The organism is Streptomyces solicamelliae, from assembly GCF_045348655.1.
In the GTDB taxonomy this organism is placed as follows: domain Bacteria; phylum Actinomycetota; class Actinomycetes; order Streptomycetales; family Streptomycetaceae; genus Streptomyces; species Streptomyces solicamelliae.
On sequence record NZ_CP160404.1, the window covers coordinates 176,305 to 192,953 of the forward strand.

Annotated in this window: 18 protein-coding genes; 7 read left to right on the forward strand and 11 right to left on the reverse strand. The window is 71.6% G+C overall.

What is annotated here, in order from left to right; genetic code table 11:
- Positions 1 to 35 precede the first annotated feature (35 nt).
- Entirely contained in the window at positions 36 to 1,850 is a 1,815-nt protein-coding gene (locus tag ABZO31_RS00860) for an alpha/beta hydrolase (RefSeq protein ID WP_406858858.1), read from the reverse strand.
- A 204-nt stretch (positions 1,851 to 2,054) separates the two neighbouring features.
- On the opposite strand from ABZO31_RS00860, the gene ABZO31_RS00865 reads away from it, so the two are divergent.
- On the forward strand, positions 2,055 to 3,308 hold the full coding sequence (locus tag ABZO31_RS00865) for an FUSC family protein (RefSeq protein ID WP_406858859.1): 1,254 nt from the start codon (positions 2,055 to 2,057) through the stop codon (positions 3,306 to 3,308).
- On the opposite strand, the gene ABZO31_RS00870 is transcribed toward ABZO31_RS00865, so the two are convergent.
- Positions 3,271 to 4,380, reverse strand: a complete 1,110-nt coding sequence (locus tag ABZO31_RS00870) for a DNA gyrase subunit B (RefSeq protein ID WP_406858860.1) — start codon at positions 4,378 to 4,380, stop codon at positions 3,271 to 3,273. The two genes, ABZO31_RS00865 and ABZO31_RS00870, sit on opposite strands and share 38 nt — an antisense overlap.
- 278 nt (positions 4,381 to 4,658) lie before the next feature.
- On the opposite strand from ABZO31_RS00870, the gene ABZO31_RS00875 reads away from it, so the two are divergent.
- Entirely contained in the window at positions 4,659 to 5,465 is an 807-nt protein-coding gene (locus ABZO31_RS00875) for a crotonase/enoyl-CoA hydratase family protein (RefSeq protein WP_406858861.1), read from the forward strand.
- Between the two features lie 66 nt (positions 5,466 to 5,531).
- Here ABZO31_RS00875 and ABZO31_RS00880 read toward each other — a convergent pair whose 3' ends face one another.
- Positions 5,532 to 5,921 carry a RidA family protein gene (locus ABZO31_RS00880; protein WP_406858862.1) on the reverse strand — a complete coding sequence of 130 codons (390 nt, stop codon included), beginning with the start codon at positions 5,919 to 5,921 and terminating at the stop codon, positions 5,532 to 5,534.
- Positions 5,922 to 6,726: 805 nt separating this feature from the next.
- On the opposite strand from ABZO31_RS00880, the gene ABZO31_RS00885 reads away from it, so the two are divergent.
- Together ABZO31_RS00885 and ABZO31_RS00890 are read left to right on the forward strand one after the other, a co-directional pair.
- The gene (locus ABZO31_RS00885; RefSeq protein ID WP_406858863.1) at positions 6,727 to 7,965 is read left to right on the forward strand and encodes an IS110 family transposase; all 1,239 of its coding nucleotides are present in this window, start codon (positions 6,727 to 6,729) and stop codon (positions 7,963 to 7,965) included.
- A 48-nt stretch (positions 7,966 to 8,013) separates the two neighbouring features.
- Complete coding sequence (locus ABZO31_RS00890; RefSeq protein WP_406858864.1) at positions 8,014 to 8,337, forward strand: hypothetical protein; 324 nt, start codon at positions 8,014 to 8,016, stop codon at positions 8,335 to 8,337.
- On the opposite strand, the gene ABZO31_RS00895 is transcribed toward ABZO31_RS00890, so the two are convergent.
- From ABZO31_RS00895 to ABZO31_RS00905, 3 genes are all read right to left on the reverse strand, one after another.
- Positions 8,334 to 9,572, reverse strand: coding sequence for an MFS transporter (locus ABZO31_RS00895; protein WP_406865225.1), 1,239 nt, complete (start codon positions 9,570 to 9,572; stop codon positions 8,334 to 8,336). The genes ABZO31_RS00890 and ABZO31_RS00895 overlap by 4 nt on opposite strands.
- Positions 9,573 to 9,586: 14 nt before the next feature.
- The gene (locus ABZO31_RS00900; protein WP_406858865.1) at positions 9,587 to 10,126 is read right to left on the reverse strand and encodes an ArsR/SmtB family transcription factor; all 540 of its coding nucleotides are present in this window, start codon (positions 10,124 to 10,126) and stop codon (positions 9,587 to 9,589) included.
- A gap of 243 nt (positions 10,127 to 10,369) precedes the next feature.
- Entirely contained in the window at positions 10,370 to 11,440 is a 1,071-nt protein-coding gene (locus tag ABZO31_RS00905; protein ID WP_406858866.1) for an alpha/beta fold hydrolase, read from the reverse strand.
- A 135-nt stretch (positions 11,441 to 11,575) separates the two neighbouring features.
- Between ABZO31_RS00905 and ABZO31_RS00910 the strand changes: the two genes are divergently transcribed.
- Positions 11,576 to 12,367: a TetR/AcrR family transcriptional regulator gene (locus ABZO31_RS00910; protein WP_406858867.1), complete on the forward strand. Its 792-nt coding sequence runs from the start codon at positions 11,576 to 11,578 to the stop codon at positions 12,365 to 12,367.
- A 376-nt stretch (positions 12,368 to 12,743) separates the two neighbouring features.
- Entirely contained in the window at positions 12,744 to 12,923 is a 180-nt protein-coding gene (locus ABZO31_RS00915; RefSeq protein WP_406858868.1) for a hypothetical protein, read from the forward strand.
- Between the two features lie 64 nt (positions 12,924 to 12,987).
- Here the strand turns inward: ABZO31_RS00915 and ABZO31_RS00920 are convergent, their stop codons facing one another.
- The 5 genes from ABZO31_RS00920 to ABZO31_RS00940 all read right to left on the reverse strand — a co-directional run bounded on the left by ABZO31_RS00920 (position 12,988) and on the right by ABZO31_RS00940 (position 16,242).
- Positions 12,988 to 13,557 carry a GNAT family N-acetyltransferase gene (locus ABZO31_RS00920; RefSeq protein ID WP_406858869.1) on the reverse strand — a complete coding sequence of 190 codons (570 nt, stop codon included), beginning with the start codon at positions 13,555 to 13,557 and terminating at the stop codon, positions 12,988 to 12,990.
- A gap of 102 nt (positions 13,558 to 13,659) precedes the next feature.
- Positions 13,660 to 14,265: a hypothetical protein gene (locus tag ABZO31_RS00925; RefSeq protein WP_406858870.1), complete on the reverse strand. Its 606-nt coding sequence runs from the start codon at positions 14,263 to 14,265 to the stop codon at positions 13,660 to 13,662.
- Between the two features lie 48 nt (positions 14,266 to 14,313).
- Positions 14,314 to 14,697, reverse strand: a complete 384-nt coding sequence (locus ABZO31_RS00930) for a VOC family protein (RefSeq protein ID WP_406858871.1) — start codon at positions 14,695 to 14,697, stop codon at positions 14,314 to 14,316.
- A 64-nt stretch (positions 14,698 to 14,761) separates the two neighbouring features.
- Positions 14,762 to 15,676, reverse strand: coding sequence for a squalene/phytoene synthase family protein (locus tag ABZO31_RS00935; RefSeq protein ID WP_406858872.1), 915 nt, complete (start codon positions 15,674 to 15,676; stop codon positions 14,762 to 14,764).
- A 107-nt stretch (positions 15,677 to 15,783) separates the two neighbouring features.
- On the reverse strand, positions 15,784 to 16,242 hold the full coding sequence (locus ABZO31_RS00940; protein ID WP_406858873.1) for a hypothetical protein: 459 nt from the start codon (positions 16,240 to 16,242) through the stop codon (positions 15,784 to 15,786).
- Here ABZO31_RS00940 and ABZO31_RS00945 point away from each other — a divergent pair.
- Positions 16,132 to 16,590, forward strand: coding sequence for a PaaI family thioesterase (locus ABZO31_RS00945; RefSeq protein ID WP_406858874.1), 459 nt, complete (start codon positions 16,132 to 16,134; stop codon positions 16,588 to 16,590). The genes ABZO31_RS00940 and ABZO31_RS00945 overlap by 111 nt on opposite strands.
- The last annotated feature ends 59 nt before the right edge of the window (positions 16,591 to 16,649 follow it).

A 16,649-nucleotide genomic window follows, 5' to 3' on the forward strand; every position in this document is an offset into this window, starting at 1 on the left:
TGCGTGAGCGGCTGGAGTGTGGGTGACCGTGCTCGTCACTCCTCCTGCGCGACGGCCGCCCGCAGCCGGGCCAGTTCCGGCTCGGTGACGTCCGTGGGGCGGAGCACCGCGTTCCAGGCGTCGACGTACTCGCCCCGGTACACGTGCCCATGCCCCGGCGGAACACCGGTGGCGAACGGGAGGTCCGCGGTGACCTGCCAGAACGTCACGAACGGAACCCAGACCATGCTCTCCAGGACGTCCTCGCCCGGCCGCTGACCGATCCAGTCCGGCTCGCGGTACATCAGGTGCGGGCCCCACCAGACGATCGGGTCCGAGGCATGCAGCAGGTACAGCACGCGCGTGCCCTCCCACGGAGCTCCCGTCGGCGGGATCTCGGTGCTGGCGTCGTCGGCGAAGCGGACCGTCCGGCCCTCCTTGTACACGGGCTGGACCTCCGGCGTGCCGGCGTCGCGGCCGTCGGTGAAACGGCGGAAGAGGGTGTTGAAGTTGGGCGGGCCGGCGAAGAGGGTGCCCGCGGTGCGGTTGCGGAGGTCGTACTCGCCGCTGAAGGCGGTCTCCCCGCCGAACGAGCCCAGGCTCTCGCCCGCCACGTACAGCTTCGGGCGGTCCTCGGGCGGGAGTTTCGACCAGCCTTCGTAGACCGCGTCGAACAGCTCCCGGCCGGCTTCGCGGGCCTTGGACTGGTCGACGAGGTACGACAGCCAGGAGGGCAGGTACGAGTACTGCAGCGCCACCGTCGCGCAGTCGCCGCCGGTGAGGTACTCGAAGGAGTCCACGGCCGCCGGGTCGACCCAGCCGCTCCCGGTCGTCGTGGCGACGAGGAGGCTCGTACGGTCGAAGCCGCCGGCACGCCGGAGGTCGGCCACGGCACGGGCGGCGCGGGACTCGGTGTCGGGTGCCGTCTTGAGCCCCGCGTACGCGCGGACGGGTTCCTTCGCCGGGCGGGTGGTGAGGGCGGTGATGTCGGCGGCGGTGGGTCCCGTGCCGGTGAAGGCGCGGCCTTCTCTGCCGAGCGAGTCCCACGGGACGAGCGAGCCCGGGCCGCCGGAGCGCAGGGCGGTCGTCGGGCGGGTCGTGCCGGGCTTGGTCTCGGTGTCGCGCAGCGAGAAGGCCTGGTTGGCGGCGGAGACGAGGCCGTCGACGAGGATGCCGCTGAGCAGGAGGAACGTTCCGGCAGCCACGAGGATGCCGCCGACGGCCTTCGCCGCCTGCGGGCCGATGAAGCGGTGGAGCAGGCGGGTGACCCAGCGGTAGACGCGGCGGATGCCGCGGGCGGCCAGGAGGAGGAGGCAGAACAGCGCGAGGGCGATGAACGGACTGGCGACCGTCTGCAGGACGCTGTAGTCCGTGACGCCGAGGAGTTGGCGGATGCGGTGCTGCCCGTACTGGCCGAGGCCGAAGGCGACGCCGACGAGGACGAACCCGGCGATGAAGTACGCCGGCCAGGCCCACTTCCGCGGGCGGCGGGGACCGCGGTCGGCGAAGGCCCGCCAGATCCATGCGGCGACGAGGCCGAGCGCGTACCCGATCGCGGCGAGGATGCCGGTGATCACTCCCTGCAGCACTCCGGCGCGCGGGAGGAGGGAGGGCGTGAAGGAGAGGCAGGCCAGGAGCAGGGCTCCGCAGGCGCCGGGGAGGGTGACGGCCCAGGCTGCCCAGGGGTGGGGGTGCGGGTGGTCGGGGGTGGGGGGCTCGCGGGTGTCCGACGGTTCCGGGGCGTCGGACTGTTTCGGGGCATCGGCCTGTTTCGGGGCGTCGGACCGTTCCGGGTCGTCGGACCGTTCCGGGTCGGGTGCGTCTTCGTGCGGCTGGTCGTCGTCCGGTGCGGCTGGTGGCTCGTGACTCATGGCTCCTCCGACCGGGACGATCACACTCCGACCGAATTGTCACCTGATGAACCAATCCTCACCACCGCACACCACCGGTGTGCGCCAGTCCGGGCGATGGCGGAGCAGCGGGATTCGACGGCGGACGCGACGGGAAGACGTGTGCGGGTGCGCGGCCCTCGGCCGCGCGTCGCCCGCCGCTCCGTCGGAGGAGGAGTCGTCCCCATGTCGCAGCGCTCCGCCGCCTCGTTCTCCCCGGCCCGGCTCTGGGAGCGGTGGCGGCGGGACCCGTCGGTGGTGCAGACCGTGCGTTCGACCGCCGCGGCGACGATTTCGTACGTCGTCGCGCTCGGCCTCAGCTCCGAGCCCGCCCCGCTGACCGCGCCGCTCACCGCACTGCTCGTGGTGCAGGTGACGCTGTACTCGACGCTCAAGACGAGCCTGCGGCGGGTGAACTCGGTCGTCGTGGGCGTGCTGATCGCGATCGCGTTCAGCGTGCTCGTCGGGCTGACGTGGTGGAGCCTCGCGCTGGTGATCCTGGCGTCGCTCGTGGTGGGGCGGTTCGTACGGGTGGAGGAATTCGTTCCGGAGGTGGCGATCAGCGCCATGCTGGTGCTCGGCGTCACGCAGGTCGCGGACACCGCGTGGGACCGGGTGCTGGAGACCCTGATCGGCGCGGTGGTGGGGCTGCTGTTCAACGTGGTGCTCGTGCCGCCCGTCTGGGTGGACACGGCCGGCGACTCGATCGTGGACCTGGCCCGGCAGATGCGGCGGCTGCTGCTGGACATCGGGGACGAGCTGACGGCCCCGTCGGAGCCGGAGCCCGGCGACGGGTCCGTCCCGTCCTCCGAACCCTTCGAGCGGGCCGCCGCCCGGCTCCACGAGGCGCGTCGGCTCGACAACGACGTGGCGGACGTCGACGCGGCGCTGCGGCAGGCGGAGGACAGCCTGCGGCTCAACCCCCGGGTGAAGGAGGGGCTGCTGCACCGGATCGTGCTGCGGACCGGGCTCGACACGCTGGAGATCTCGGCCGTCGTCCTGCGTGTCCTCGCCCGGACGCTGACGGACCTCGCCAAGCACCGGCGGGGCGCGGCGCTGTTCCGCCGGGACACGGGGGCGGCGGTGGAGGAGGCGCTACGCGGCCTCGGGGACGCGCTGGTGAGTTTCGGGGTGCTCGTCACCTCGAACGCGAGCGACGGAGCGGAGCGGGCGGAGAGCCGGCTCATCAGCGACCTGGCGTCGACGCGGTCCGCCCGCGACCGCGCGGCGGGCCTCCTGCGGGAGGACGCCCGCCACGCGCCCGAGCTGTGGCAGCTGTACGGGGCCCTGGTCGCCGACATCGACCGTGTACTGGACGAGCTGGACCCCGATCACCGCGGCCGGCGCCTGATGGAGGAGCTGGACCGCAACACCCGGGCCCGCCAGGAGCGCCGGCGCCGTGTCACGTCCCTGACGAGCCGGTCGCGATCCGGCGGATGAGGGCGTCGGCGCGATCGGGGTCCGCCTTCAGCCGGGCGCCGAGGTGTTCCTGCACGGCTTCCGCCACGCCGGCGCGGACGGCGGGGTTGGCGAGCCTGGTGCGGGTGCATCCCTCGTACTCGGGGTGATCGAGCGCGACGGCCACAACGGCCGTCAAGCCTTCGCCGAGCCTGTCGCCGGCAGGGGCGGGCAGGCCGCGCTCGCGCGCGTACGCGTCGACCGCGGCGGCGATTCCTTCATGGAGTCCCACCACATGCGTGCCTCCCTCCTGGGTAAGGCGGCTGTTGGCGAAGGACACCAGCCGTTCGACGTGGGCGCCGGACCAGCGCAGCGCCACTTCCGCCGTTCCCTCCATGCGCGGGTCCGCCCACGCGAAACCGATGATGTCCGCAGGCGCGTCGAGACGGGCGTCGAGGTCAGCCACGAGGTCGCGCAGGCCGTTGTCGGAACGGAAGCGCTCCTGGTGCGGTGCGGATGCGGCGGGCCGTTCGTCGGTCAGCGTGATCTCCAGGCCCCTGTGCAGATAGGCGAGTTCCCGGAAGCGCTCGGCCAGCCTGTCGTACGAGCACTCCACCGTCTCGAACACGTCGAGGTCGGGCCAGGAGGCGAGAGTGGTCCCGGTTCCGGTCACCGGACGGGACGTCGCCGTGAACGGGCCGCGCGCGACGCCACGCTCGTACTCCTGGACCCGGCACGCTCCGTCCCGCCGGACCTCGGCGATGAAGCGGCGCGACAGCACGTTGGCGACGAACAGTCCTCCGCTGAACATGCTCACCGGCGCACTGAGGCGACCGACAGGATCCGGCCCGACGTGCAGGCGCTTCAGCCGGTCCTCGAGGGAAGCCTCCTCGCCCGGCCCGTCGTCGGAGACGCGCACGCCGCCGTCGGGCAGCAGGACGACGTCGACACGGCTCGCGCGGCCGGCCAGGACATCGGCCACGGCCGGGTCGACGACGTCGAACACCAGATGGTGCAGCCCGCGCTCCCCCGTCGATCCGACGTACATCCCGGGTCGCTTCCGGACGGCTTCCCTCCCTTCCAGCACTTCGATGCGTGCGGCGTCGTACGTCACGGGATTGTCGCTCACGGAGTCCCCCTCGGGCGGTGTCCGGCAGTACTCCCCCACCCTAGGCGGGCAGCGGGAAAACACCAGGTCAGTGCCAGTTTCCCGAGGCCGTGACAGGCCAGGAGAACGCCGATCCCGTGCCCTGCGGAGCCGGGGGTCGGGCAACGGCGGAGGGTCCGCCGAAGCCCCCGCCGCCACTGCGTACGACGGTGATTCGGGCAGCCGTTGAGGCCCGATCTCAATTCCTCTCGCCCGCAACGCGGCGGGCGCGTGAGAATGCCGGAATGACCGACACCCCAGTGACACCGGCAGAGCAGGGCTCCCCCGCCGTCCGCGTCGAGCGGGACGGCCCTGTGACGACCGTGGTGCTGTCGCGACCCGCTGCCCGCAATGCCGTCGACGGGCCGACGGCGCGGCAACTGGCGGATGCGTTCCGGGAGTTCGAGGCCGATGAGTCGGCGTCGGTCGCGGTGTTGTGGGGCGAGGGCGGCACGTTCTGCGCGGGCGCCGACCTGAAGGCCATCGGCACGGAGCGAGGCAACCGCGTCGAGCCGGGCGGCGACGGGCCGATGGGCCCGACCCGGATGCGGCTGACGAAGCCCGTCATCGCCGCGATCGCGGGCCACGCGGTGGCGGGCGGGCTGGAGCTCGCGCTCTGGTGCGACCTGCGGGTGGTCGAGGAGGACGCGGTCCTCGGGGTGTTCTGCCGGCGCTGGGGCGTCCCCCTCATCGACGGCGGCACCGTCCGGCTCCCCAGGCTGATCGGCGAGAGCCGCGCGATGGACCTGATCCTCACCGGCCGTCCCGTCGCCGCCGCGGAAGCACAGGCGATCGGCCTCGCCAACCGCGTCGTCCCGCCGGGCCGGTCCCGGCAGGCGGCGGAGGAACTCGCCCGGGAGATCGCCGCGTTCCCCCAACTCTGCCTGCGCCACGACCGCCTCTCGCTCCTGGCCCAGCACGGTCTCCCCGAACCCGAGGCACTCGCCACCGAACTCCGCCACGGCATGGTCCCCCTGACCACCGGCGAAACCCTCACCGGCGCCGCCCGCTTCACCGGCGGCGCGGGCCGGCACGGCTCCTTCGACGACTAGGACCTGCCCGGCCGGCCGCGTACCGGCCGGCCCCACCCGTTCCCCCCCCCGGCGCGGATCGGGCCGTCACGCGGTGGACCGGCGCGCGTACACCTCTATCTCGATCTTCATGCGGGGGTCGGCGAGGCCGCAGACGAGCATCGTGGCGGCCGGTCGGACGTCGCCGAAGCAGCGGCGCAGGACCGGCCAACAGGGCTCGAAGTCCTCTCGGTCGGGGAGCAGGTAGCGCACCCGCACCACGTCGCCGAAGGTGCACTTGGCCTCGGTCAGCGCGGCCTCGATGTTGCGCAGGCACTGTTCGGCCTGCTCCACCACATCGTCGGAGATCGTCATGTCGGTGTAGTCGAAGCCGGTCGTCCCGGACACGTGCACCCAGTCGCCGTCAACCACGGCACGGGCATAGCCGATCTGATCCTCGAAGGTCGAGCCGCTGAGGATCGCGCGTCGCTCTGTCATGTGCCGAACGCTAGGTGACCAGCATGGATACGTCTAATACAGCCACAGGCATGGGCTGATACCTCTAGGCATATGGACCGCCCCGAAGTTCCCTTCCCGTAGCTGCACCCCTTCGTCGTACTCGCCGAGGAACTCCACTTCGGCCATGCAGCCACCCGCCTGGCCCTCACCGGCCCAGTAGATGTTCACCGCTGGCAGGCACCTGGTGAGCCCCGGAACCGAACTTCTTGGACACCGGGTCGTCGTGACGCTTTCGCAGCAGGCGTCACAGCACGTCGGGTGCGCTCTCCTGGGCGGGTCCCTTGAGGGCCGGGTGATCTAATCCCGTCTTAAGAGCGGGATTGGGGAGCCGAGTGCTCCCGGGCCTGTTCGAGCACCAAGGCCCGTGATGCCTATCAAGAACCTGGCCCTCAGGCCTCGTCAGAGAGTGGCGCGAGGGCTGTGGTGTTCATGGTGGTGGCGTCCAGGCGGGTGCCGAGTGGACGACTTCGTGTGATCGGGTCCCGAGACCTTGTGCCAGACCGAGCGCGTCTCGGCACCTCCCTGACCGCCACCGCAGGGGCGTCAACACTTGCCACTTGATCGCTCGTTGGAGTTGGTGGTGCGAGCCCACCGTGCGGTGACTTCTCGATGCTGCCGAGCCGCAGAGCTCCCAGATAGACCGAGGCCCGTGGGGTGAGCTGGTGCCACGAACAGCTACTGAGGTGGCGGACCGGCCCTCGCGTCGAGTCCTGGGATTAGGTCGCTGCGTGGTTCCGCACGAGCTCGTGACCAGCACAAATACACAGCAGTACCGGGAGGGACCTTGATCTACTGCGGCATCGACTGGGCGGAGAGGACACACGACGTCGCCCTCGTCGACGACACCGGCCAGCTCCTGGCCAAACGCCACATCACCGACGACGCCAACGGCTACAAGATCCTGCTGGACCTGCTCGCCGAGTACGGCGACACTGCCGAGGACCCGATCCCGGTCGCGATCGAGACGTCCCGCGGCCTGCTCGTTGCCGTGCTGCGGACCGGCAAGCGGCAGGTCTTCGCGATCAACCCGATGGCAGCCGCCCGCTACCGAGACCGGCACTCCGTCTCCCGCAAGAAGTCCGACCCCGGCGACGCGCTGGTCCTGGCAAACATCCTCCGCACCGACATGCACGCCCACCGGCCCCTGCCCAACGACTCCGACCTGGCCCGGGCCGTTGCCGTCCTCGCCCGAGCTCAGCAGGATGCCACCTGGAACCGCCAGCAGATCTCCAACCAGCTCCGCTCACTGCTGCGCGAGTACTACCCCGCAGCCCTGGCAGCAGCGGACGGCTGGAAGAACGGTCTGTGCCGGTCCGAGGCCCGCGAACTCCTCCGGACAGCCCCGACTCCGACCCGTGCTGCACGGCTCACCCGCACCCAGCTCCAGGCCGTCCTCAAGCGCGCGGGCCGCCAGCGCGGCATCGAGGCCGAAGTCGAACGGCTGCGTGAGGTCTTCCGGTCCGAGTGGGCTCATCAGCCACCGCTGGTCGAGGAGGCGCTGGGCAAGCAGACGCTCGCCCTCCTGACGCAGCTTGATGCGGCCTGCACGGCCGCCGACCAGCTCGCCAACGCCGTGGAAGAGTCCTTCCCTCAGCACCCGGACGCTGAGATCATCCTCAGCTTTCCCGGCCTCGGCCTCCAGCTCGGCGCCCGGGTGCTCGCCGAGGTCGGAGACGACCGGCAGCGGTTCGCCGACGCCCGCGGCCTGAAGGCATACGCCGGCGCCTCGCCCATCACCAGAGCCTCCGGAAAGAAGTCGTCCATCACCCGCCGCTGGGTCAAGAACGACCGCCTCAACCACGCCGGCTACCTCTGGGCCTTCGCCTCGCTCACGGCCTCACCCGGCGCCAAGGCCCACTACCGGCGCCGCCGCGACCACGGAGACTGGCATGCCGCCGCCCAGCGCAACCTCTTCAACCGCATGATCGGCCAGCTCTACCACTGCCTGCAGCGCGGCGAACAGTTCGACGAGCAGGCTGCCTTCCCCGCACCCCCTTCAACGGCGGAGATGGCAGCCGCTTGACCTGCAGTTATCTTGCTCAGTTCACCCACGGCAGTCGATCATTCAAGGATGAGACCCGAAGTTCAGGCTTTCGTCGCCGACGGCCCTCTCCCCGACTGGGACACCGACGACGAGGAGCTCGTCGACCGCCGAGGTCGGCAAATCGACGCCATCTCCGCGCCAGTCACACCCGACGAGGCGCAGGCCCTGGCTGGCTGCTTCGGCCCCGACGACTGCTATGGCGTCGCCTGGTCGCTGCTGCACCTGATCGAGACCAGCCCAGGCCCGCTGCCGGCCGTGACACGCCCGGGGCCCGACGCCGACGTCTGGCATCGCACGCTCTGGAATCGCTGGGGAAACCCCGGACTCACCGACGAGGACTTGACGCGTTAGAACCCTGAGGTGTCTGGAACGGCGGTCGGGGTGGCGGCACGCAGCGCCGCTTCGACCCGGCGGTTGCTGGTCATGGTCGCCGTGATGGCGGTCATGGTCAGGAGGAGGCCCGCGGCGGCGTAGAGCGGGGTGCGTACGTCGTAGGCGGTGGCCAGCCAGCCGCCGAGGAAGGCGCCGAGGGGGGCGGCGCACATGGCGAGCATGCGGGAGGTGGAGGCGACCCGGCCCATGAGGTGGGCGGGGACGATCGCTTGGCGCAGGGAGGGTCCGAGCACCATTGTGGCGCCCATGCCTGCTCCGCAGACGGCGAGCGCGAGCCCGGCCAGGTACGGGTTCGGGGCGGCGGCGAGTCCTAGGATGGCGAGCCCTTCGGCTGCGGCCGTGCAGGTCAGTGCGGTGCCGGTGCCGAGGCGTCGGCCGAGGAAGGAGGCGATGCCCGCGCCGAGCAGGCCGCCGGTGGCCTCCGCCGTGAGGAGCAGGCCGAAGCCGAAGGTGCCGATGCCGAGGCGCTCGCGGGCGAAGAGGGCGAGGACGGTCTCCACGGCGAGGAAGGCGATGTTCCCGACCGCCGGGCGCAGCGCGAGGCCGAGCAGCAGCCGGTCCCGGAAGACGTACGAGGCCCCGGCTCGTGCCTGCCGCAGCAGCGACTCGCGGGCCTCTGTCGCGGGCCGGGGCACGGCGGGCAGCGTCCGTACGAGCAGTGCGGAGAGCGCGAACGACACTGCGTCGGCGAGCAGGGGAACCGATCGTCCGAGCGCGAGCAGGGCGCTGCCCGCGGGCGGTCCCGCGAATCCGGACATGGCGGTCTGGGCGCCGCGCAGGCGGGAGTTGGCGCGCTCCAGGAGTGCGGGGTCGCGGTGGAGGAGATCGGGAAGATAGGCCGTGGCGGCGGTGTCGAAGAAGAGTCCTCCGAGGCCGAGCAGGAAGGCGACGGCCGCGAGCAGCGGAATGGTCAGCATGTCGAGCACGGCCGCCGCCGCCGGTATCGCGAGCAGTGCCGCACGGGCCGCGTCCGCGACCCACATCGTGCGCCGGCGGTCCCAGCGGTCCACCAGCGCACCGCCGAGCACCCCGAACAGCAGCCACGGCAGTGTCCCCGCGGCCGTGACGACAGCGAGCGCCATCGGGTCCCGCGTCAGTGTCAGCGCGATCAGCGGCAGGGCGGCGTGAGTGATCCCGTCGCCGAGTGAGGAGACCGTCTGCGCGGTCCACAGCCGTCCGAACCCGGCCGGCAGCTTTTCGGCGTTCGTCACTTGGTGCCCCCTTCGGTCTGCTTGCCCTGTGCAGGGTGGAACAGGGCGAAGACGAGCGACGCGTCCGGCAGCGACGGGTCGGACAGTTCCCGGTACTCGTCCGCCAGTGCCTGCAACCGCGCCCCCAGTTCCGTGAACTGCTCCTCGGTGAGCCGCAGATGTGCCATCCGTACGTGCCGCTCGCCGTCCGCGGGCGATGCCTCCAGGTCCGCCACCGCGTGCCGCATCAGCACGTCGGGGCCTCCCTCGCCCGGGTCCGGCAGCGCGATCGAGCGTGCGGCCATGGCGTAGTACCGCTCGGTGACCCCGCGCACCTTGCGCGTGCGCACCACCTTCACCAGGCCGGCCCGTTCGAGGAGACGCACGTGGTAGCTGGAGCTCCCCTTCGCGAGGCCGACCCGCTCGGCGATCTGGGTGATCGTCGCGGGCTCGAAGCGGAGCACGGCCATGATCCGGTGGCGCGTGAGGTTGGAGACGGCACGCAGCTGCTCGTCCGTGGTGACGTGAAACGTCTCGGGGAGATCGTCGGTAGGCATGGTCCCAATGGTCAACGTTTCTTGACCATTACGCAAGGGGGTTTCGCGGACCGCCGGAATCTGCCGTCCGTGCGCGAGGTCTTCCGTTGAGGCCCCGCCCGGCGGGTGGACATGCCGCCGCCCCCACATTCCGGCTGGGCCCTGTGCGGGGCCCGGTAGGGCCGCCGCCCTCCTCGCCGGACCCCTCGGGATCGCCAGCCGCGCGCCGGCATGCTCGGGCACCTCGCTGTGCAGAACACGGCCCTATCGGCTGCCGGCGAGGGCGGGCAGGACGCGGGTCCGCAGGACATCGAGGAAGACCCCGGGGTGCCGGTAGGCGGCGAAGTGGCCGGCGCCCTCGATCAGGGTGAACTCCTTGACGGGCGCCTGGACCTCGTCGAAGAAGGCGCGGGCGCGGGCGGGCGTGTTCACGAGGTCGCAGGCGCCCTGGACGACGAAGAACGGCACGCCGAAGCGGGTGCCGTCGGCCCGGTCGTCGAAGGAGGCGGTGTCCGGCAGCACGGCGGCGGAGGCCATGAAGCCCTTGAAGAAGGTGACGATCTCGCGCAGGGAGTGCAGCGGCGAGAACCACAGCGACTTCATCACCACGGACTTCATCGCGGCGAAGGTGTGCGGGTCGGTGGCGGAGGCGAAGCGGCTGAAGTGGCTGAACTGTTCGGCGCTCCAGGCCCGCTGGTCCGGTCCCATCTCCCGTACGGCCGCCGCCTCCTTCTTCTTGCCCGCCTTCTCCAGCCGCTCCAGCGCGGCGTCGTAGTCGGAGGTGTCCCGGCCGCCGTCGAAGACCTTCTGGTCGGTCCCGACGTACGCGCCGACGAGGTCGGGGCGGCTGCGGGCGACGCGCAGCGCGACGGCGCTGCCGAAGGAGCAGCCCAGCAGGACGACCCGGTCCGCGCCGAGGCGTTCCCGTACGTGCTCGACGACCTCCACGGCGTCCCGCACGAGCCGGTCGAACGTCATCTCGCCCTGGGCGGCGGCGCCGGAGCGGCGCAGGGTCTTGCCGGTGCCGCGCATGTCCCAGCGCACGAGGGTGACGTGCCGCTCCCAGTCGCGGGAGACATTGGCGAGGATCGCGTTGGAGGAGCCGGGGCCGCCGTGTAGTTCCACCACGACCGGGTGGGCGCGGTCCTCGCCCCGGACGGAGAGCCACTGGTCGAGGCCGCCGATGCGGGTGAAGTACTGCTCGTCGACGCCGTGGGGGCCGGTGATGCGCAGGCGGCGGGAGTTCCCCGAGCGGACGATCGCGCGGTGCGAGAGGAGAGTGGCCGCAGAGGCGGCGATGGTGGCACAGGCTGCGGTGATGACAGTGACAAGCATGAACACCCCTAAAAACTGTGTACGTGATACGCTGTTAATTGTTGTGTATGTTATACACAGTTGCTGGGTGGGAGACAACCTCCGCTATCTGTTGGCACCCCTTCGCGACCTGACCGCGGGAAGGAGACCGGTACCGTGCCGGCGAACAAGGAGAGCAAGCGGGACCCGGGCGCCAGCCTCGCGCTGTTGTGGGGCGGGGCCGACGGCCGCCCCCGGCGGGGGCCGAAACCGAAGTTCACCCCCGTCGACGTGGCCCGCCGGGGCATCGAACTCGCCGATGCCGAGGGGCTGGAGGCCCTGTCGATGCAGCGGGTGGCCGAGCTGCTCGGGGTCACCACGATGGCCCTCTACCGCTACGTCCCCGGCAAGCCCGACCTCGTCGACCTGATGGTCGACACCGTGCTCGGCACCCCGCCCGACCTCGGCCGCATCCCCGGCGGCTGGCGCCCCCGCCTTGAAGCCTGGGCCCGGGCCTGCTGGGACGTCTACCGCGCCCACCCCTGGATCCTGACCGCGACGGGCCTCCGGCGACAGGCCATGGGGCCGCACCAGGTGGCCTGGCTGGACGTGGCCCTCGCCGCCCTCGAACCGACCGGGTTCGACGCCCGCCGCCGCCACGACGCCGCCCTCCTCGTCCTGAGCCTGGTCCGCAACCTCACCCAGCAGGCGCTCGACCGGAACGAGGCGGCCGACAGGGAGTGGGACCGCCTCACCGCCCGCCAACTGACCGAGCACGCCGACCGGTTCCCCGCCGTCACCCGCGTCCTCGCCGAAGGCGGCTTCGCCCGCACCGACGACGACCCCCTCGCCTTCGGCCTCACCTGCCTCCTCGACGGCATCCAGAGACTCGTCGAACACTCCGACAGTGCATACACAGACGGACACCCGGCCGGGCCCCAGCCACCCACCTCGCGGGTCGTTTCGTAGCGCGGCGCACCCGCCGCGATCAGCGATGCGAATCGGGGCGGCCGAAGCAGCCAGAACCCTGCCCACGGTCTACAGCGGGCTGCGCCCCTCGGGGGATGTCCTTCTGGATGCGGCGGACGATTCCCTCGCACCTGGTCGCCTACCACCGGACAGTGGCGACACGGAAGACAGGCGAGACATCCCTGGGGCATGCGCCTGTCGTCAAGCGATCCTTTGACGACAGGCGGGCGACGCGTCCAATGGACCCGTGCAATCCGGGGGTCCGCGGCGACTCGAATCCCATCAGATCCGATGACGATTACTGCCAGGGTTTGATGATGGAGCGGTCCACTCCTCACAGCACAGCCAGGGCCGAGTGCGGAGGATCGTGTCGCAAGTGCGCGAGCGTGACCGGCACCCGGTCGACGAACACCAGCCGATGCTTCGGGCCGGCACCGGCCTCGCGGCGGCGATCGCCGCCGCGCCGCACCCGCAGCGCAGACTCCTGCTGCGCCTCCCCTGCCGGGACGAGCTCAGCGACGAGTTCGGCAGAATGCTGTCGGGATATGCCCGATAGGGCACGATGAGACAAGGCCGCGCAGGCTGATGACCTCACATCTACGGGCGCCGCGCCTCACCGCCTACGCCTGCCGCCGCTCCCACTGCTCCTTCGTGATCTCGTACCGCACACCCCCGTGTTCGGAACCCTCGACCGCCATCATGTCGTCCGGGGTGGGGATACTCTCCGCGAGCGTCATCCCGAGCTTCTCCATGACGTTGCGCGAAGGGCGGTTCACGGTCATCGTCTCGGCCCAGACCATGCGGATGCCGAGCTCGGCGAACCCCTTCGCCAGCAGCGCCTGCGAGACCTCGGTGGCGTAGCCCCGGCCCCAGGCCGCCTGGCGCAGGCGGTAGCCGAGTTCGGCCTCCTCACGCGGGCCGCTGCGCAGCGGACGCAGGCAGAACCAGCCGACGAACGCGCCGCCGTCCTTCTCGTGCGCGGCGAACAGGCCGAGGTCGTGATCCCAGCGCTCGTAGCCGGCGAGGATGCTGGGGATGGCGAGGTCGCGGACCTCCTCCGGCGGGGTCGGAGCGCCGCCGGTCAGGTAGCGCATCACCGCCGGGTCGCTGTCCAGCTCGATCAGCAGGTCCGCGTCGGCGGCGGCGAAGTGGCGGAGGGTCAGGCGCTCGGACTCGAGGTAGGTGGTCACGTGAGGATCATGGCCGAGACGGGTCGGACGATCCAGGGAGTTTCGGGCCGCGGCTGTCACCGGGTGGGGTGCTGGAGGAGCGGCAACATGGCACGGCCGCCTTCACGTCACCGCCGAGCACCCGCCTCTATCGCTCCCCAAGTCGTTAGCGTTCCGACCGCCGTAGTGCGACCTGTACCAGGCCACCTGGTCCGCGGTCATCGACGACGAGACCTTGTACACGTCGCCGAGGCGGTCGCCGCCGCGCCAGTATTTCGTCCGCTCGTGCGCGCGGCGCGTCAGGACGGAGACCTGGGAGGCAGGTTGCCAGTGCAGCGTGTAGGCCGGGGCGTTGGGGTCCGGGACGTCTTCCAAGTGCACGCCGCGATTGGCCAGGAGGCGCTCCAGTTTGCCGAAGCGGAGGTGGCGGTCGAAGCGGCCGTAGCGCTCGCGGATCGCCCCGTTGACCGTGCTTCCACCGAGAGTCGAGAGCCGGTGCACCTGGAGGGAGAAGTGGTGTCCGACCCACGGGTGGTCGCGCGATTCCCTGCACCAGAAGAACTCGACCATGCCGTAGTCGCGCCACATGCTCTGGTCGTCGAAGGAGTTCTCGGCGTAGTCCGCACCCAGGATCGCGGTGACCTGGTCGGGGCTGTCCGTCGGCTGGGCGCCGAGGACGGTTCCGGACGTGAGCACGTCGACGTAGAAGGCGAGGGAATGTGGAGTCAACTGGGCGTTCCTCGAGGAGTTGAGGCGGTTGGGCGGGCCACTTCGGCTTCAGGAGTCCGTTGCCGCCCGGTCCGACTCGCTGCGCAGGACGCAGAACTCGTTGCCCTCGGGGTCGGCGAGGACGGCCCAGCCGGAGCCGTCGGGGTTCCGGTGGTCGGCGACGAAGGTCGCGCCGAGGGCCAGGAGGCGTTCCACCTCCTGGTCGCGGGAGGTCTCGGGGCGCAGGCAGAGATGGAGCCGGTTCTTGGACTTCTTGGGCTCGGGCACCTCGTTGAAGTAGAGCATCGGGCCCTCCGCCAGGAGCACCTGCGTCTCCCGGTCCCCCGGCTTCGCCTCCGGGTCCCGCGGGCGGCCGGTCACACTGCTCCAGAAACCGGCCAGTTCATAGGCGTCCGCACAGTCGATCGCCACGTTCTGCAATACCGAAACCATGCGGGCGAGCCTGCCCGACTTCCGCTCCGGACGCCACCGAGATGTGCCAGGCGGGCGTCCGGTGTCAGCGTGGCCGTTGCAGCCCTCGTCTCCTGCTTCGCCACTCGCCGAGCAGCAGGCCTGCCGCCGCAGGCCGCGCGGGCCCCGACGAACGCGTCGCCAGGGACGCGCCGGCACGGCGTACCGCGTCCAGCCGGAGCCGCTGCACGCCGACGAGGGCGCGGACGAAGGGGCGGTACTCGGGGTCCACCGCGGCTTCGAGCACCTCCGTGCCCGGCATCTCCGCGGCCGCCCGGTCCGCCTGCTCCGCGACGAGCCGCCCCAGGGCCGCGTCGGGGCGGGTGAGGTCCGCGCCGTGGCGGGCGACGGCGTCGGCCGGGATGCCGGGGCGGCCCTCGCGTACATCCTCGGAGAGGTCCTCCAGGAAGTCCAGGCGCTGCATGCCGGCGATCAGCCGATGGCAGGCGTCCGTGTACGCCGCCCGGCGCGCCGGGTCCTCGGGGGCGATCAGGCCCGCCGTGAGCATGAGGGCGGGCAGGGAGTACGCGCGTACGTACCGCGCCAGCTCCGCGTCGTCCGCGAACGCCGTCCACTCCGCCTCGCGTTCGGAGCCCCGCAGGAACTCCTCGACGTGCCCGCGCAGCGCGGGACGGTGCTCCGTGGTGTGGACCAGGCAGCGCAGCACGGGCAGTTCGGGGTCGGCTCCGTCGAGTGCCTTGCGGACGTGACCGTCCCAGTCGGCCCACGCCGCCACCCGGTCGTCCCCGTCGTCCCGGGAACCGCGGTCGACCCGGTCGTCCGTCTCGTGCATGAAGGCGACGGCGGCGACGACATGCGGCAGCAGCGCCTCGGGCAGCAGAAGTCGCGCCGCCGCGTACTCGGCCGGCCTGTACCGTCGTACGGCCCGGCGCTGCTCCGTGAAGTCCCGCCGCAGCCGCGCGTCGGAGACGCCGGCCCGGTCCAAGGCCCGCTTCCACATACCCGGTCCCTCTCCTGTCATGTCGTGTCGCCGGGCTGCGAGCCTACGGGGCCGGCGGACGACGGAACTGCGGGGCCGGGCCGGTGAGCCGGCCGATCGTCCTCCGCTCAGCCGTCCACCGCGTCGGCGACCACCGCGCGGAGCTGGGCGGCCGTACGGTCCAGGGGCGCGGTGTCGCGGCTCGCGCGGCACAGGGCGATGGCGCCGTCCGTCGCGGCGACGACGAGCGTCGCCACCTGCGCGGCTCGCTCCGTGTCGGCGACGCGGGCGCGCAGCGAGTCGGCCGGCAGGGTCTCCCCCTGCGCGAAGACCTCGGCCGCGGCCACGAGCGCGGGGGGGGCGTCCCGCCGGGCAGTCCGGCGAGTGCCCCCTCGCCCGCCCCGGCCGTCACCCGCCGCCCCGATGCCATGATGATCGCCGACGAGGTTCGACACGGACCCGAAGGGAGCACGTCCATGGCAGACCGGACACCGCGGGAGCAGGCGAGCCCCTCCGTCCAGGAGCGCGTCCAGGACAGCTTCGACCGGCAGGGCCTGATGGCCACGCTCGGGGCGCGCCTCGCGCACATCGGCCCCGGACGCGTCCACATCGTCCTCCCGGCCCGCCCCGAGGTGAGCCAGCAGCACGGTTACGTCCACGTCGGCGCCACCAGCGCGATCGCGGACAGCGCCGGCGGCTACGCCGCGCTCACGGTGTTCCCCGAGGACGCCGACGTCCTCACCGTCGAGTACAAGATCAACCTCCTCGCCCCCGCCGCCGGCGACCACCTCGAGGCGATCGGCACCGTCCTGAAGTCCGGACGCACCCTGACCGTCTGCCAGTTGGAGGTCTACGGCGTCGGCGCCGACGGCGCACGCACACTGGTCGCCAACGGCCAGCAGACCCTGATCCGCATCAACCGGCCCACGGACTGACCCCACTCGCCCTCGCCGGTGTGACCCAGGTCACATTCATCTTCTGTCAGGAACGACGG

Excerpts from the sequence above, each read along its gene's own strand:
- ABZO31_RS00935 (WP_406858872.1), bottom strand. The coding sequence starts at position 15,676 with ATGTGGAAGCGGGCCTTGGACCGGGCCGGCGTCTCCGACGCGCGGCTG.
- ABZO31_RS00860 (WP_406858858.1), bottom strand. The coding sequence starts at position 1,850 with ATGAGTCACGAGCCACCAGCCGCACCGGACGACGACCAGCCGCACGAA.
- ABZO31_RS00900 (WP_406858865.1), bottom strand. The coding sequence starts at position 10,126 with ATGCCTACCGACGATCTCCCCGAGACGTTTCACGTCACCACGGACGAG.
- ABZO31_RS00865 (WP_406858859.1), top strand. The coding sequence starts at position 2,055 with ATGTCGCAGCGCTCCGCCGCCTCGTTCTCCCCGGCCCGGCTCTGGGAG.
- ABZO31_RS00875 (WP_406858861.1), top strand. The coding sequence starts at position 4,659 with ATGACCGACACCCCAGTGACACCGGCAGAGCAGGGCTCCCCCGCCGTC.
- ABZO31_RS00930 (WP_406858871.1), bottom strand. The coding sequence starts at position 14,697 with ATGGTTTCGGTATTGCAGAACGTGGCGATCGACTGTGCGGACGCCTAT.
- ABZO31_RS00890 (WP_406858864.1), top strand. The coding sequence starts at position 8,014 with ATGAGACCCGAAGTTCAGGCTTTCGTCGCCGACGGCCCTCTCCCCGAC.
- ABZO31_RS00880 (WP_406858862.1), bottom strand. The coding sequence starts at position 5,921 with ATGACAGAGCGACGCGCGATCCTCAGCGGCTCGACCTTCGAGGATCAG.
- ABZO31_RS00945 (WP_406858874.1), top strand. The coding sequence starts at position 16,132 with ATGGCAGACCGGACACCGCGGGAGCAGGCGAGCCCCTCCGTCCAGGAG.
- ABZO31_RS00905 (WP_406858866.1), bottom strand. The coding sequence starts at position 11,440 with ATGCTTGTCACTGTCATCACCGCAGCCTGTGCCACCATCGCCGCCTCT.